This window comes from Flagellimonas sp. 2504JD4-2 (assembly GCF_053642935.1).
Genome location: NZ_JBSIOV010000002.1, coordinates 477,702 through 493,315, shown reverse-complemented (window position 1 = coordinate 493,315; position 15,614 = coordinate 477,702). Strand labels below are relative to the sequence as shown.

The 15,614-nt window shown below is 40.8% G+C and carries 18 protein-coding genes and 1 other RNA gene; 7 read left to right on the top strand and 12 right to left on the bottom strand.

Annotated features, from left to right (window positions below; translation table 11 throughout):
• Positions 1-67: 67 nt before the first annotated feature.
• Positions 68-799 (top strand): CDP-alcohol phosphatidyltransferase family protein, encoded by a 732-nt coding sequence (locus ACULLH_RS08885; RefSeq protein WP_454088388.1) that lies wholly within the window; start codon positions 68-70, stop codon positions 797-799.
• Here ACULLH_RS08885 and lptB read toward each other — a convergent pair.
• The 4 genes from lptB to ACULLH_RS08865 are packed head-to-tail and all read right to left on the bottom strand — an operon-like array spanning position 796 to position 3,735.
• Positions 796-1,536 (bottom strand): LPS export ABC transporter ATP-binding protein, encoded by a 741-nt coding sequence (gene lptB / locus ACULLH_RS08880; protein WP_454088387.1) that lies wholly within the window; start codon positions 1,534-1,536, stop codon positions 796-798. The genes ACULLH_RS08885 and lptB overlap by 4 nt on opposite strands.
• A gap of 57 nt (positions 1,537-1,593) precedes the next feature.
• The gene (locus tag ACULLH_RS08875; protein WP_454088386.1) at positions 1,594-1,944 is read right to left on the bottom strand and encodes a carboxymuconolactone decarboxylase family protein; all 351 of its coding nucleotides are present in this window, start codon (positions 1,942-1,944) and stop codon (positions 1,594-1,596) included.
• The gene (gene tatC, locus ACULLH_RS08870) at positions 1,934-2,770 is read right to left on the bottom strand and encodes a twin-arginine translocase subunit TatC (RefSeq protein WP_454088385.1); all 837 of its coding nucleotides are present in this window, start codon (positions 2,768-2,770) and stop codon (positions 1,934-1,936) included. Before tatC ends, ACULLH_RS08875 begins: the two co-directional genes overlap by 11 nt.
• Positions 2,770-3,735: a KpsF/GutQ family sugar-phosphate isomerase gene (locus tag ACULLH_RS08865; RefSeq protein WP_454088384.1), complete on the bottom strand. Its 966-nt coding sequence runs from the start codon at positions 3,733-3,735 to the stop codon at positions 2,770-2,772. Before ACULLH_RS08865 ends, tatC begins: the two co-directional genes overlap by 1 nt.
• Before the next feature lie 190 nt (positions 3,736-3,925).
• On the opposite strand from ACULLH_RS08865, the gene ACULLH_RS08860 reads away from it, so the two are divergent.
• The gene (locus tag ACULLH_RS08860; RefSeq protein ID WP_454088383.1) at positions 3,926-6,127 is read left to right on the top strand and encodes a RecQ family ATP-dependent DNA helicase; all 2,202 of its coding nucleotides are present in this window, start codon (positions 3,926-3,928) and stop codon (positions 6,125-6,127) included.
• Here ACULLH_RS08860 and ACULLH_RS08855 read toward each other — a convergent pair.
• From ACULLH_RS08855 to ACULLH_RS08840, 4 genes are read right to left on the bottom strand one after another with little or no spacing between them, the layout of a single operon-like run.
• Entirely contained in the window at positions 6,124-6,522 is a 399-nt protein-coding gene (locus tag ACULLH_RS08855; RefSeq protein ID WP_454088382.1) for a DUF2752 domain-containing protein, read from the bottom strand. The two genes, ACULLH_RS08860 and ACULLH_RS08855, sit on opposite strands and share 4 nt — an antisense overlap.
• Positions 6,506-6,793, bottom strand: coding sequence for a CD225/dispanin family protein (locus ACULLH_RS08850; RefSeq protein ID WP_454088381.1), 288 nt, complete (start codon positions 6,791-6,793; stop codon positions 6,506-6,508). The genes ACULLH_RS08855 and ACULLH_RS08850 overlap by 17 nt, the downstream gene beginning before the upstream one ends.
• A 17-nt stretch (positions 6,794-6,810) precedes the next feature.
• On the bottom strand, positions 6,811-7,143 hold the full coding sequence (locus tag ACULLH_RS08845) for a CCC motif membrane protein (RefSeq protein ID WP_454088380.1): 333 nt from the start codon (positions 7,141-7,143) through the stop codon (positions 6,811-6,813).
• Positions 7,144-7,151: 8 nt separating this feature from the next.
• The gene (locus ACULLH_RS08840) at positions 7,152-7,478 is read right to left on the bottom strand and encodes a DUF2752 domain-containing protein (protein WP_454088379.1); all 327 of its coding nucleotides are present in this window, start codon (positions 7,476-7,478) and stop codon (positions 7,152-7,154) included.
• Between the two features lie 54 nt (positions 7,479-7,532).
• Between ACULLH_RS08840 and ACULLH_RS08835 the strand changes: the two genes are divergently transcribed.
• Positions 7,533-8,090, top strand: coding sequence for a Smr/MutS family protein (locus ACULLH_RS08835; RefSeq protein ID WP_454088378.1), 558 nt, complete (start codon positions 7,533-7,535; stop codon positions 8,088-8,090).
• Between the two features lie 2 nt (positions 8,091-8,092).
• On the opposite strand, the gene ACULLH_RS08830 is transcribed toward ACULLH_RS08835, so the two are convergent.
• On the bottom strand, positions 8,093-8,608 hold the full coding sequence (locus ACULLH_RS08830; RefSeq protein ID WP_454088377.1) for a hypothetical protein: 516 nt from the start codon (positions 8,606-8,608) through the stop codon (positions 8,093-8,095).
• Positions 8,609-8,717: 109 nt separating this feature from the next.
• Between ACULLH_RS08830 and ACULLH_RS08825 the strand changes: the two genes are divergently transcribed.
• Positions 8,718-9,866, top strand: coding sequence for a cysteine desulfurase family protein (locus ACULLH_RS08825; RefSeq protein WP_454088376.1), 1,149 nt, complete (start codon positions 8,718-8,720; stop codon positions 9,864-9,866).
• Here ACULLH_RS08825 and ACULLH_RS08820 read toward each other — a convergent pair.
• From ACULLH_RS08820 to ACULLH_RS08810, 3 genes are read right to left on the bottom strand one after another with little or no spacing between them, the layout of a single operon-like run.
• Complete coding sequence (locus ACULLH_RS08820; protein ID WP_454088375.1) at positions 9,863-10,516, bottom strand: hypothetical protein; 654 nt, start codon at positions 10,514-10,516, stop codon at positions 9,863-9,865. The genes ACULLH_RS08825 and ACULLH_RS08820 overlap by 4 nt on opposite strands.
• 9 nt (positions 10,517-10,525) lie before the next feature.
• Positions 10,526-13,045 carry a TonB-dependent receptor gene (locus tag ACULLH_RS08815; RefSeq protein ID WP_454088374.1) on the bottom strand — a complete coding sequence of 840 codons (2,520 nt, stop codon included), beginning with the start codon at positions 13,043-13,045 and terminating at the stop codon, positions 10,526-10,528.
• Complete coding sequence (locus ACULLH_RS08810; RefSeq protein WP_454088373.1) at positions 12,999-14,690, bottom strand: M23 family metallopeptidase; 1,692 nt, start codon at positions 14,688-14,690, stop codon at positions 12,999-13,001. Before ACULLH_RS08810 ends, ACULLH_RS08815 begins: the two co-directional genes overlap by 47 nt.
• A 154-nt stretch (positions 14,691-14,844) precedes the next feature.
• Here ACULLH_RS08810 and ACULLH_RS08805 point away from each other — a divergent pair, with 154 nt between their 5' ends.
• The 3 genes from ACULLH_RS08805 (at position 14,845) to ssrS (ending at position 15,605) form a co-directional block, all read left to right on the top strand.
• Positions 14,845-15,135 (top strand): hypothetical protein, encoded by a 291-nt coding sequence (locus tag ACULLH_RS08805; protein WP_454088372.1) that lies wholly within the window; start codon positions 14,845-14,847, stop codon positions 15,133-15,135.
• 13 nt (positions 15,136-15,148) lie between these two features.
• Entirely contained in the window at positions 15,149-15,442 is a 294-nt protein-coding gene (locus ACULLH_RS08800) for a cell division protein ZapA (RefSeq protein WP_454088371.1), read from the top strand.
• A gap of 53 nt (positions 15,443-15,495) precedes the next feature.
• Positions 15,496-15,605: non-coding RNA, 6S RNA (gene ssrS / locus ACULLH_RS08795), on the top strand.
• The last annotated feature ends 9 nt before the right edge of the window (positions 15,606-15,614 follow it).

Below are 15,614 nucleotides of genomic sequence, written 5' to 3'. Positions count from 1 at the left end.
CACACATGATGGAAAATGAAAACAAAACACTTTGTTTTTTCGCTTATTTTTACGCAAACCCAAGTGCATGAAGCAACATATTCCGAATTTTATTACCCTTCTCAATCTTTTTAGTGGATGTATTGCGGCTGTTTTTGCAGTGCTCAATCATCTGGAATTGGCAGCTCTTTTTGTGTGCATTGGAATATTTTTTGATTTTTTGGATGGATTTGCTGCCCGATTGCTCAATGTGAAAAGCGAGATTGGAGTACAGCTCGATTCTTTGGCAGATATGGTCACTAGTGGGTTGGTCCCCGGAATTGTAATGTTCCAATTGTTGAATATGGCCGAAACTGGAGGTTGGAACCTAGGTTTTTTTGGTCATGAGACCGAGATGGCTGCGCTTCCTTTTTTTGGTTTTGTAATCACTTTGGCATCAGGATACCGATTGGCCAAATTCAATGTGGATGAAAACCAAGTTTCTTCTTTCAAAGGCTTACCGACACCTGCCAATGCACTATTGATTCTTTCTTTGCCTTTGATTTTGTTGTTTCATCAAAGCGATGCACTGAACGGATTTATTTTGAACCAATGGTTTTTGATCGGGTTGACCATCTTAAGTGCTTACCTGCTCAATTCCAATATTGAACTTTTTGCTTTAAAATTTGATAATTGGAGCTTTAAGGATAATGCGGTACGCTATCTCTTTTTGATTGGAAGCTTGGTGATGTTGCTTACCATGAAGTTTTTGGCGCTGCCACTGATTATACTGCTGTATATCGTAAGTTCAATGTTAACGCTAGGCTCGAAAAAAACTTAAAAATCCAGTTTCTTTTTACGGAGCTCAAAGTTTTGCCCCAAATAGACTTTTCTGACCATTTCGTCTACAGCCAATTCTTCTGGAACACCGGCCTTTAAGATTCCGCCTTCGAACATTAAGTATGAGCGTTCTGTAATGGCTAAGGTTTCCTGCACATTGTGGTCCGTGATCAGAATGCCAATGTTCTTGTTCTTTAGCTGGGCTACAATACGTTGAATATCCTCAACAGCAACGGGGTCAACTCCGGCAAATGGTTCATCCAATAAAATAAATTTCGGGTCCGTTGCCAAAGCACGGGCAATCTCGGTCCTTCGACGTTCTCCCCCGGATAAAAGATCACCTCTGTTTTTACGGATATGTCCCAGACCGAACTCGTCGATCAAGGATTCCATTTTCATATGCTGCTCCTTTTTGCTCAAATTGGTCAGTTGCAACACGCTTAAAATGTTCTTTTCGATGCTTAGCTTGCGGAAAACGGATGCTTCCTGCGCCAAATAACCTATACCGTTCTGGGCTCTTTTGTACATGGGAAAGGTGGTAATTTCCATATCATCCAGAAAAATCTTTCCCCCGTTTGGCTTGATCAAGCCAACAATCATATAGAATGAAGTGGTTTTACCAGCACCATTGGGTCCTAATAGCCCAACAATCTCTCCTTGGTTAACCTCAAGGGAAATCCCTTTTACAACCTTTCGGCCCCTGTAGGCCTTCATGATATTTTCAGCTCGTAGCTTCATAAGAATTCGCCAAAACTAAACATATTCTTCTTCTGGACTATGCCCTTTGGGATTTTTTTAAGCATCGTTTTCTTCAAGAGCTTCCCAAAACTCGTAGGCTCTTCTTAAATGGGGAACCACGATGGTACCACCCACTAAAGTCGCAATTCCCAAAGTTTCCATGACCTCCTCCTTGGTCGCTCCCTCTTTTTTTGAGCTTTCCAAGTGATATTTTACACAATCATCGCAGCGCAGTACAGCCGATGCCACCAAGCCTAAAAGCTCTTTGGTCTTTACATCCAGGGCCCCTGCCATATAGGCGTTGGTGTCCAAATTAAAAATACGCTTGATGAGCTTATTGTTTTCAGCCAATAACTTATCGTTCATCTTGGCTCTGTATGCATTGAACTCCTCTACTTTATTTGACATTTTCCTTTTCTTTTTTGGCTTGTCTTTTCAATACAATTTTAGATATATGGATACTTATCTGATATAATATCAGTACTGGAACGGCTACAACTATCTGACTTGCTACATCAGGGGGAGTGATAATTGCCGATAAAATCAATACAATCACCAAGGCAATCTTTCGGTATTTCCTTAAGATTTCAGGGGTTACCAAGCCCACTTTGGTCAAAAAGAAAATGATGATAGGTAGTTCAAACATGATTCCGCAAGCAATAACAGATGCCCTGACAGTGGCAACATAGGAGGGTAGGTCAATTTCATTCAACACCTCTTCACTAACTTGATAAGTTCCCAAAAAGTTTATAGACAATGGAGCTACAACATAATAACCAAATAATACCCCAAGGAAAAACAATGTAGATGCAACTACAATAAACCCTCTAGAATATTTACGCTCATTCTCGTGTAAGCCAGGGCTAATAAATTTCCACAACTCCCAAAGCACGTATGGAAAGGCAATGATAAAACCTGCCCAAATGGAGGTCCATATATGGGCGGAAAATTGCCCAGCCATTGTGCGGTTTTGTATTATGAAAGGAAGTTTGTCCCCACAGAATTCGGAATCAAAACCAAAAAAAGTGGCGATATTACAGAAAAAGCGGTAGGTCGGAAAATCTAAGTTTTTTGGACCGAATAAAACTACATCGAAAATAAACCCTCTAGCCACAAAAGCCACACAAGCAACTATTACAACGGCGACTACGGATCTGATCAAATGCCATCGAAGCACTTCCAAATGGTCCAAAAAGGACATTTCGTTGGGGTCGGTGTTAATTGTTTTTGCCATTATAGGATACCCTCATTTATAAGGTTATGGATATGGACAACTCCGGCATAAGAACCGTTGTCAAAGGCCAAGAGTTGGGTGATTCCGTTGTCTTGCAATGTTTTGAGCGCCTTTACAGCCAAAGTATCCACCGTTACCGATTTAGGATTGGCGGTCATAATATCCTTAGCGGTCAGTTCACCAATGTTGTCATATTTGCTGAGCATTCTTCGAATATCACCATCGGTCACGATGCCAACTACTTTATCGTTTTCCATTACTGCAGTTACGCCCAGCATTTTTTCTGAAATTTCGATAATTACATCCTTGACGGCAGAATTTGCATTTACCATGGGCTTTTGATTGTTGACTACGATATCTGCAACCCTTAGGTACAGCTTTTTACCCAAAGATCCTCCTGGATGATATTTGGCAAAATCAGCACTGCTAAAACCACGAAGCTCCAATAGACAAATGGCAAGTGCATCTCCCATGGCCATTTGGGCGGAAGTACTGGTTGTCGGTGCCAAGTTATTCGGGCATGCTTCTTTTTCAACGTAGGTGCTCAGCACAAAATCAGCTTGCTTGGCTAGTACAGAGTCCATACTTCCAGTTATTCCGATCAACTTGTTCTTCCCAACCTTTATTAACGGTAACAATGCCTTTATTTCAGGAGTGTTGCCACTTTTGGAAATACAGACCACTACATCATTCTCTTGAATAGTGCCCAAGTCACCATGGATTGCATCCGCCGCATGCATAAATATGGCGGGAGTGCCCGTAGAATTTAAGGTAGCAACAATTTTTGAAGCTATAATTGCACTTTTGCCGACTCCAGAAACAACCACTCTTCCTTTGGAATCAAGGATATGTTGAACAGCGTACGCGAATTGATCGTCTAGCTGACCAATTAAATTCTCAATGGCCTTGCTTTCTGTTTCTAGGGTTCTTTTTGCAATGGATAAAATTGATTGGGTGTCGCTCAACGTAATTAATGGATTATCTAAGTTGTATTCCTAAAAGAATGTCTTATATTTAAGTTTACAAAACTAAACAAACTATCTCTTACAAACCATTTATGGAAGTTAGAAAGCTTTTTCCATAAAATGGATATTCAAATTTTAGAAATTTCACGACCTTCTTCTCAGGTTGTTTGGTTAATATGAAAAAATGGAAATGGGTTTGACGAACACCGATTTGCACACCTCACTTAAAAAATACTTTGGATTTTCTCAGTTCAAAGGGCTTCAAGAAAAAGTTATACATAACGTACTTGCCGATAACGATACTTTCGTAATTATGCCCACCGGGGGTGGAAAATCACTCTGCTATCAATTACCTGCCTTGATGAAGGAGGGAACGGCCATTGTAGTTTCACCTTTAATAGCACTGATGAAGAATCAGGTGGACGCTATTCGAGGCGTGTCAGAGCAGTGTGGGATTGCCCATGTACTTAATTCATCCCTGACAAAAACAGAGGTGAAACAAGTAAAGGAGGACATCACCAACGGCATTACCAAATTGCTTTATGTTGCTCCAGAATCTTTGACCAAGGAAGAGAACGTGGAATTTTTAAACGGTGTCCCACTTTCATTTGTTGCCGTTGATGAGGCTCATTGCATATCGGAATGGGGACATGATTTTAGACCAGAATATCGAAACCTTAAAAGTATAATCAACAGGCTGGGCGACAATATCCCAATTATTGGTCTTACTGCTACCGCTACCCCTAAGGTGCAGGAAGATATTATCAAGAACTTGGGAATGATCGAAGCGAAAGTGTTCAAAGCATCTTTTAATCGGCCAAATCTTTTCTATGAAGTCCGGCCCAAAACCCAGAATGTTGATGCAGATATTATCCGATACATTAAACAAAACTTGGGCAAATCGGGCATTATTTATTGCTTAAGCCGTAAACGTGTAGAAGAACTCGCCCAGGTGTTGCAGGTGAATGGGATTAGTGCTGTGCCCTATCATGCAGGATTCGATGCAAAGACGCGCTCCAAATATCAAGACATGTTTTTGATGGAGGAGGTAGATGTTGTGGTGGCCACCATCGCTTTTGGAATGGGAATCGATAAGCCCGATGTGCGATTTGTGATTCATCATGACATTCCAAAAAGCATAGAAAGTTATTACCAAGAGACTGGTAGGGCCGGTAGGGATGGTGGTGAAGGACACTGTTTGGCCTTTTACTCCTACAAGGATGTCGAAAAACTTGAAAAGTTCATGTCGGGCAAACCTGTGGCCGAACAGGAAATTGGGAATGCACTCCTGCAAGAAATTGTGGCATATGCTGAAACGTCCATTTCCCGAAGAAAATTCATTCTGCATTACTTTGGGGAAGATTTTGATGAGGTCAATGGGGAAGGTGCGGATATGGATGATAATACCCGAAACCCCAAACAAAAAGAGGAGGCGAAGAACGAGGTTGTAAAACTGTTGACCGTTGTCCGTGATACCAAGGAGAAATTCAAAACTAAAGAAATTGTAAAAGTCCTGACAGGACAGGTGAATGCCATGATTTCATCACATAAAACCAATGAGAAGGATTTCTTTGGAATTGGTTCTGAACAGAACGAACCATATTGGATGGCACTGACAAGACAGGTCTTGGTCGCTGGATTGCTTAAAAAAGAAATTGAGCAATATGGCATTTTACATGTGACCCCATCTGGCAAAGAATTTTTGGAAAGCCCCAGTTCATTTTTAATGACCAAGGACCATGTGTATAGCGAAGCAAATAACGATGCCATAATTATTGCTGCAAAATCTCGCGGAGGCGGAGCAGATGATAATTTATTGAAGTTGTTGCGTGATTTGCGAAAACGTGAAGCCCAAAAAATGGAAGTGCCTCCTTTTGTAGTGTTTCAAGACCCATCATTGGAGGATATGGCCCTTAAATGTCCTATTTCCATGCCCGAACTTTTGAACATACATGGAGTGGGTGAAGGAAAGGCCAAAAAATATGGAAAACCATTTGTTGATGTCATCAGCAAATACGTTGAGGAGAATGATGTGGTACGTCCAGATGATCTGGTCGTTAAAAGTACAGGTGCCAATTCTGCGCTAAAACTCTACATTATTCAAAATATTGATAGAAAATTACCTTTGGATGACATAGCTTCCGCCAAAGGATTGGAACTTCCAGATCTGATCAAAGAAATGGAACAGATTGTGTTCAGCGGTACCAAGCTCAACATCGCCTATTGGGTCGATGAAATTTTGGATGAGGACCAACAGGAAGAGATCCATGATTACTTTCTCGAAGCGGAAACAGATTCCATTTCTGAAGCCGTTGATGAGTTTGATGGGGACTATGAGGATGAAGAACTCCGGTTGTATCGACTTAAATTTATCAGCGAAGTGGCCAACTAAGGGGCTAAGTACTCAAAGGGATAAAACTTCAGATTTCTGAGTACCATAAAAAGCACAACTATAACGAGAACAATGATAGGGGCATATCTATGGCTTAAAAGACTTCGCCCTTTTATGAGTCCGGCTTTGACCACCAAGTGGTGTAGAATCACCAAGATTGAAGGAATCAGCAATAAGTTATGGCTCAAAGCATCTCCAATCCTAAGATGCAATAAGTCGTGGATAGCCCTTTGGGTGCCGCATCCAGAACAATAAATCCCCCCGTACTCATGGAAAGGACACTTGGGAAAAAGTAGTCCATTTTCCGGGTTAAAAGAAAAATAAAGGAGTATTGCCGAAACCGACAATACTCCCAATATCGCAATTAGATATTTCTTTTTAGTAGTTACCGCCATTGGCCATAGCTCCAAGAAAAGCAAATCCGAAGATTGCAATGTATATGATCCAAATTAACAATGCTGCTCCAGCTCCGAGCAAAGCCCACATTTTAGCATTTTTAGATGCTCTTTGGGCTTCTTCATATTCTCCACGGGCATATGCCTCGTTTACTTTGGTTGAATAAATAATACTTGCTATTCCTGTCGCCAAACAACAAAAAACAGTACTTAAAATAGCCCAAACCAAATAGTTGTTAGGTTTTGGCGGCATGCTTGAATTGTCTTCCATTTAGAAAATTTTGATGGTTAATTATATTGCTCCATGGCTTCCTGATAAGCCGCTTTAAATTCTTCAACAAATTCTGAAATTCCCCCGGCGTTATAAATGATATAGATCCATCGGACCACCATCAACAAACTTAAAATCAAAGCTATCAATGAGATGATTTTACCGGTCTTTATTTGGCCATAATTATCGTATTCATCTGGATTTTCCTTGTACATTTTTTCGGATTTCCTAGCAAGAAAGAAACCAGCTCCAGAAGAAATGGCCCCAAAAATACCAGTACAGCAGCAGAGAAAACCGAAAATTCCCAGTACGATGCTTAGGACTCCATTAGGTAATTTTTTTTGTTCCATGTTAATAGTTATAGTAAGAGTTTATAGAAATAATTTATAAGGATGGCCGAGACGCTCAAGACACTTAGTACTATGGTAATCATGTTTCCATATTTGAATCTTGCGAAATTGTTGATGAGCAAAAATGAGAATAACATCCCTAGGGGATAAATAGCTGGGTACATCTTAAATGCGGCCACAAACTCTCCCTCAAAAAGTAAAAGTGCAGAGCGTTGCAAACCACAACCGGGGCATTCCATCCCGAACAATTTTTTGTTAAGGCACGGAAGCATTACATCCTTTGAGCCTATCAGAAAATAAGTGAGTTGTGGATACATGGTCGCGGTTATCGTCAAGAAAAATACTACTATTTTTGCTATTCATATTAAACTTTTCCAAAAAAAATACGGTTGAAATCCCAAACAAACTTATTTCAGGTCGGTGATAGGGTAGAAGTGCTTGATGAAGCTATTTCTGGCAGAATCGATGCGATTGAAGGTAACCTGATAACTGTAATGACCGATGAGGGATTTCCACTGAAATACAACTCAAATGAATTGGTAAAGGCAGGTCAAAGTATTAAAGTGACCAATTTTGATGCAGCCCAGGTGAAGAAGGAAAAAGAACTTCCACCTAAAAAGACCTCCATCAGCAAAAAACCGAAAGAGAGAAATGCTCCCAAAATGGAGGTGGATTTGCATATCAATCAATTGGTTAAGTCGGCAAAAGGACTGGGCAATTTTGATATCCTCAACCTGCAATTGGAAACTGCCAAGCGGCAATTGGAATTTGCTTTAAGTAAGCGTATTCAAAAGGTAGTGTTCATCCACGGAGTGGGAGAGGGAGTACTCAAGGATGAACTCCAATATCTCTTTAACAAGTATGATAATCTAAAATGGTACGATGCAGATTATCAGAAATATGGCCTGGGGGCTACTGAGGTGTATATCTTTCAAAAAAAGATTTGAGATTACGGTACTGCTGTCGTTACCTCTCCAAATTCATCTATGGTCAAATTTGTGATGCGTTCACCGTTTTCCGCAACAAAAGAGACCCCGCTCAACGTAATGGTATGGACGAAGTTGGTGCCATCAGTGTCAGCAACCGTAACAATGGTGACGATTCCGTCCTGAGCTTCAATTTCTTGGGAAACGGTAGGAGTGGCTGGCGGAATATCACTGCAAAAATAAGTGCTGGTCACATTATCGGAAAAATTACGATAAGTAAGCGAGGACTGTCCAGGAATTGCACTTTCCGTTGTAACGGTTTCGCCCACAACGCCATTGTTAAGGACACCACTTTGCAAATCAAGTATAAGTGCTTCGGTCGCATTGATCTTGAACAATATATTGCTGGAATTGGTAACCGGATCCGTGCAAAACTCCAATGTCACATCATTAAAGTCAATGGTCTCTACTTGTAGGTCACCGTCACTACAAGAAAGCAATGCACAGGTCAGAAGAATGGGGATGAAAAATTTTCTCATTTGCCAAATTTAAAAGAATTCCATTTCAATACACCAAACCAGAGAATACTTTAAAAGAAATTAACTTTATTTCACCTATTTTTGATGCGTTTTAAATGATAGCTAAGTCATGCAAAAAGTGTATTTGGACAATGCGGCAACTACCCAAGTGAGGGAAGAGGTAATTGCCAAAATGCAAGAAGCGCTTGCCTTGTTTTATGGAAATCCTTCATCAACCCATAGTTTTGGCAGGTCTGCAAAGACCGCTGTGGAAAAGGCAAGGAAAACCATTGCCAAAATCTTGAATGCCCAGGCTTCAGAAATTATTTTTACCTCTGGGGGAACTGAGGCAGATAATATGATTCTTCGTTGTGCAGTACGAGATTTGGATGTACAAACCATAATCACCTCCAAAATTGAACACCATGCTGTATTGCATACCGCAGAGGAGCTTGAAAAAGAATACAAAATTGCGTTGAAATTTGTGGATTTGGACGAGCATGGCAATCCGAAAATGGATCATCTTGAAGAGCTTTTGGATGCCGATGATTCCAAAAAAATGGTGAGTCTAATGCACGTGAACAACGAAATTGGAAACATCATAGACATTCAGGCCATCGGGGAGCTTTGCAAAGAAAAAGGTGCATTGTTCCATTCAGATACGGTACAGTCGGTAGGACATTATCCTTGGGATGTACAGACTGCTCAAATAGACTTTTTTACCGCTGCTGCCCATAAATTCCATGGACCCAAGGGTATCGGTTTTGCCTTCATACGAAAAAACTCGGGATTAAAGCCGATGATTTTTGGTGGTTCCCAAGAACGTGGATTTAGGGCTGGTACCGAACCCTTCCACAATATTGTTGGTCTTGAGGAAGCCTTTGTGAAATCCTATGAGCATTTGGATGAAGAGATCAAATTTGTAAAAGGATTGAAGCAATATTTTGTTGAAAAAATTAAACAGGAAATTCCGGATGTACAGTTCAACGGTTTATCAGGCGATTTGGATAAAAGCACCTATACACTGGCCAATGTTCGATTGCCATTTGATAAGCAGAAAGCACTGATGCTACTTTTCCATTTGGATATGAAGGGAATCGCCTGCTCAAAAGGTAGTGCCTGTCAATCCGGAAGCAATATGGGGTCACACGTGCTCAATGGAATACTGTCTGGAGAGGAGCTGGAAAAACCTTCACTTCGGTTTTCTTTTTCCATGTATAACACCAAAGAAGAGATAGATTACACCATTGGTGTACTTAAGGAATTTGCAGAGAGCTAGTTTTTGTTCTTGCGCTGTTTTTTCTCTTTATCGTAAGGAAATTTACGGGAAGCGAGCTTCATCATCTTGTCAATCATCTCGGTGGTGTTTTTTCCCGTTTTTTTGGTGATGCCCTTTTCGTACTTCCAAAGGAGTTTACCGGAATCCCCGTCGCTAACCTTTACACCTATTCTACCGTAGTTGGCATCTCCACTGAAATAATCCAACAGACTAAAATTGGTGGGCACCCCTTTCGACAGTAGAATATTTAGGTTGAGGTTTCCGCTAATGATACCGTCTACCTTCAGGATTTTGCACAGTTCTTTTATGGTATAGATATCCAAATTGTCATAGGTTACCCCATTTTGTGCCAGTATAGCATTGGTATCCTCTATATTTTGAAATTCGACATTGAACTTTTTCCTCTTCTTTCTTTTCGAAAAATACGTTTCCAACGCATTCTGAACCGCATAGCCTTCCTTTTTAGCAAGGCTTTTGAGCTCATTTTGATCTACATTTTTCTTAAGGTCCAAATTGGTGATAAAGGGAACTATGGCCAGAAGTTCATGATGCGCACTTAGCTCATCAAACCGACGGTTTTCGTAGATATTCTTTTGCGCACTTCCAATTGTGAACGCAAAAAATGCAATTACTAACAGAATTTTTCTCATCAACATCACTTAAAAACGCATTCCAAATCTTACATTAAGCACACGGCTGGTCAGGAAATTGGGAACGGCAAACTGACTTTGTGTATCCACATCGCGCACCCAGGTATTTGTGATCGAATTCTGGTTGTTGAACATATTGAAAATTTCAAAACCAAAATGAAATTCCTTAAAGCTATGAAGCCAGTGCCCTTGAGGATGTTTGTTTTTACTGTCGGCAAAAATATAGGAAATTCCCATATCGGCCCGTCTATAATCTCTTAATCTATTCTGAAAATCGTAAGGGTCGGCATTATTGGGAGATCCTCCAGGTACTCCTGTATTGTAAACCAGATTAAGATGAAGTCTTAGGTTTGGTATGGTGGGGACATAATCTTGGAATAATACTGCAAATTTCAAACGTTGGTCCGTCGGTCGCGAAATATTCCCGCGTCCATCAATGTTTTCCTCTGTTTTTAGATATCCTAGGCTTACCCAAGATTCGGCTCCCGGCACAAAAGTACCCGTTAACCTAAAATCGAGTCCATAGGCATAAGCTGTGGCATTGTTTTGGGCGGCATACCGTAAACGGACATCCTCGATGGTATAAGTGTTTACATTATCCAAATCCTTGTAGTAAGCTTCGCCCATTAAAATAAAGGGTCGGTTCCATAGATTAAAACTAAATTCACTACCCAATACATAATGAATGGACCTTTGGGCTTCGACATCGGGATTGAGGACACCATTGATATCCCTTAACTCCCGGTAAAAGGGTGGCTGCTGATAGCTTCCTACGGCAAACCGAAACAAAAGGTCCTTTTCCCAATCAGGTTTTATGGAGAATTGCCCTCTGGGACTGACTAAGGTTTGTGAATTGGTATCGAACCCTTCTGCATTCAACGTCCAATGTTGTGCCCGGATACCTAGGTTAAAATAAACATCATGTGTACCCCACTTGGTTTGCTGACTGTACTGGGCAAAGCCGGAAAATCGATTTGTTTTGGCAAAATTGGTGGCCTGTACACCTTCAAAAGCTACCAAATCCCCACTGAAAGGTTCTTCGGGTTGGTTATTGACCACTGGAGGTTCTGCTGGACGGATAAAAAACCCGGCAGAGTCTATAAATTCTGATTCCCGAAGCTGATCTCGAAAATCTTCATGGGTAAATTTCACTCCCCATTCCAGTGACTTTCCATTTTTTTTGAGTCTACCTCGATGGGCCAAATTGAAGATGAGCGCGTCCAGTTGGTTTCTTGCCCGATTAAATTGCGAACCAACTCCCCGTGGAGAACTAGCTCCTCCTAGATTATCACTTCCCAAATTTGTGTCAACCTCGGCCAGTTCGTAGGAAGCGATCACATCTGAAAACTCCTCTTCTTGAGTATGGTAGATCGAAGTGGTTGCATTCAGTTTAAGATTATCGTTTACCAAAAAATCAGCCTTAAGGGCTCCAAGGGCGTTTATATATTTGCTGTTTTCCCTTCCTTCATAAAAAACCAGTAATGCTCTAGGATTGTTTATGGTCCCAAAGTTGGTCTGACGAGTAAGCGGTTCGTTTTCATAATCGTTGATGGAATAGCCGCCTAGAAAATTTAAATGGAACTTTTTTGAGAACCTATAGCTGCTATAGCTTTGAGCATCCACAAATTTTGGATTGAAGTTGCTTTGTGTTTGCTGACTATTGACCAAAAGGCTGTTATTGCGATAGCGAACCCCGGTTATACTACTGAATTTTTTGTTTTTTGAAATTGTTTCCAACGTGGCTCCAGCACCTAAAAGACTGCCTTCAACACGCAAACCGAAATCAACAGGGGTTTTATAGGTAATATCAAGTACAGAAGATAGTTTATCACCATACTTGGCCTGAAACCCCCCTGACGAAAAATCTAACTCGGAAATCATGTGGGAATTGAGAAAGCTTAATCCTTCCTGTTGTGCGGAGCGCACCAAAAATGGACGGTATACTTCGATTCCGTTCACATAGACCAAATTTTCATCAAAATTGCCTCCACGGACATTGTATTGTGTGCTGAGTTCATTGTTGAAGGATACCCCGGGCAATAATTTTAGGATGTTCTCGACCCCAGCATTGGCTCCTGGAATTTTACGGACAATTTCGGGCTCAACCGTGGTCACTCCTTCCAAAGCTTTGTTTCCTGTTGGGGTTACCTCTACACCAGCTACCTGAATGATATCGGTCTTCATAACAGGGTTAAACTCGAAAGTTTCGTTGGAGGTTAAAATCAAGTTTTCAAGAACAATGTTCTTATGCCCCAAATGGGAAAAAGTGATGGTGCTTTTGGTTTCGGCCACCAGTTCAAGAAGATAATACCCGTTCGAATCGGTAGTGGTGCCCACATTTCCAGAGACGATGTTTACCTCGGTTATGGGGTTGTTGTTTTCATCCAAAACGGTACCTAAAATCGTTGCCGTTTGGCCTTGAGCCATAAAAGCCCATATAATTGCCAGGGGAACAAGTAGCCGTTTTACGTTGATCACGTTGTCATTTTCTGAAAAAAGTACTTTTAAAGGTACTGGAATTACCAACATTATCGGTAACGACCACTTTTAAGTCGCATTGTGTCTCGTTCGATATTTTATCGTCAAAATTATAGACTATGGTCCTTGTCTTGGGTTCATACTCCATCAATATCCACTCACCATTCAAAGTTGCGCTGTACGTGCTTATACCACTAAGGTCATCCTTAATTTCCAAACTCAGGTAGCTGTAATTGCTTAACCATTGCTTCTCTTTGAAGTTTTTTGCCTTTATGGTAGGAGGGACAGTATCCTTTGCCAAGGTATAGGTTCCAAAAGAGCGGGTTCGCGTCGTGAACGATCCATCACGTTTAAAAGTTCTGGAGTGCATCGGAATCTTTCTATCGTTCAAGCGAGCAATAAAAAGTTGTTTTCTTTCCTCATAGGGATATTTGGATACATCAAAACTTATGGTAAAATTTCGATGGGCGGCCACACTGTTATCGTGAATTGAGACTGTGTCGGCTCCTTTTTTCAAATCGATATAAAAATCTTCATAAAAGGTGTTGGCCGGAAAATAGACCTTAGCAGCTCCCAAATCAAAATTGTTGGGCTTGTCGGCAATGACAAAATCGTTCGTTGTTTTATCATCCCTTTGAATTTTTACCGACTCTTGGATACCTTCTACAGGGATAACCAGCTTGGTAAGATTTTCCTCAACATCAGAAATAAGAATTTCCACAGTATAGGACAATCCCTCTTTCACCGTGATTTTTCCGTTGTTATGGAGGTTTTTATAAATCCCAAGTCGATTATAGGGTTCTTTGAAACACTTTTGGATACGCTGTTTAAACTTTCCAAAATGGGCATAATCAATGAAGGTGTTAATGTATCGTGTCTCCCTAAAAGAAAAAGTTTCGAAATCATATTCAGAATACGTTTTCCCGTTAACGATTTGTTTTACGGCATAAATTCCATTTTTGTTGGCGGCCATATCCTGTCGGTCAAAACCATTGAACCCGAAACCAATTACGCCAATTGCGTTGACTTTATCGGCCAAAAAGCTACCATCGGGCTGTTTGGTATAGTTTAACTGGATTTTTTTAGCGCTTTGGTTGACCGTGGCATCATCCGATAGGGGATATGCAAAAAGTCCAATCAGTGAAGGATTGGTCGCGTCCCTCACCTCGTAACCATATAACAGTGGATTTGTAGGCTTTTCGGTTACACTGTTCCGGATTTCAAAATGAAGATGAGGTCCCGATGATCCCCCCGTATTTCCGGAATAGGCAATGGTACTTCCCTTGGCAACCTTCAATTCTCCAAAATCGGGAAACGCCTCCATCTCATAGGATTGTTTCTTGTATTGCAACTTTTTGACATAGGCCTCAATCTCTGGGCTGAACTTTTTCAAATGCGCATAGACAGAGGTATATCCATTTGGATGGGCGATATACAGCGCTTTACCATACCCCCAATGAGATACCTTTATACGGGCCACGGTGCCATCGGCTATCGCAACAATAGGTATACCCTGTCGTCCTTGGGTTTTAATGTCGATACCCGAATGAAAATGATTGGACCGAAGTTCTCCAAAAGTTCCGGCCAAAACCATTGGGATTCCCATCGGGGATCCGAAGGTGTCATGGGGATATTTTTCTTGGGCGGTTAAGAAGATGGAAGCAAAACAGATAACTCCAAAAAAATATGAGCGCATACTATGGTTTATAATTACTTACGAAAGTAACCAATGTTTTGATTAGTCAAAAGCAATAAAAGTGCCAGAAATTACATGAAGAATAAATCCAAAAAGTATTGCGAGGTACAGCAAGGTTGGTTAACTTTGTGTGATACGCATTTGATGTTTGCATATGGGCGAACTGGTTGAGATTGTTGATTCTTTAGAAAATAAAGTAAGCAAATTGTTGCACAAGCTTGAATTGTTGCACAAGGCCAATGCTAAGTTGAAAGAAGAATTGAACCTTGCAAAAGAGGAAAACCAATTACAGCAGAACGCCGTAACAGAATGGGAGGAAAAATATAACTCCCTTAAAATGGCAAACACGATGCTGGGTAGTAATACGAATAAAACAGAAGCTAAGCTCAAGATAAATACATTGATTCGCGAACTTGATGTTTGCATCGCAAAACTTGCAGATTAGCTTGTAACCAAATATGGAGGAAAAGCTCAAAATAAAGCTTTCCATTGCCGATAGGGTTTATCCATTGACCATAGACCCCAAGCAAGAGGAAGGATTGAGAAAAGCAGCCAAGAATATAGAAAATTTGGCTAAAAAATTTGAGCAGAATTATGCAGTGAGGGATAAGCAAGATGTTCTTGCCATGTGCGCGCTGCAATTTGCCTCTAAGATTGAACAAGGAGGAATAGACCGTTCCGAAAATGCACAAGCTGCAATTGAGCGCCTTAGGGCATTGAACGATTTGGTGCATTCCAAACTTGGAGAATAAGTTCTTTTAAATACAATATTGTTACTGCCCACATTGGTAATAAATTTTGACAAACTCAACACTATTATAATTAAAAAGGGTGAGTTTAGGTTGTAAAAGCAGGCCCTACCTGTATAGGGATCCTTGAGCAGCTTGTTAGCCCTAAACCTGTAATTAGGAGTTTGTACAAAAC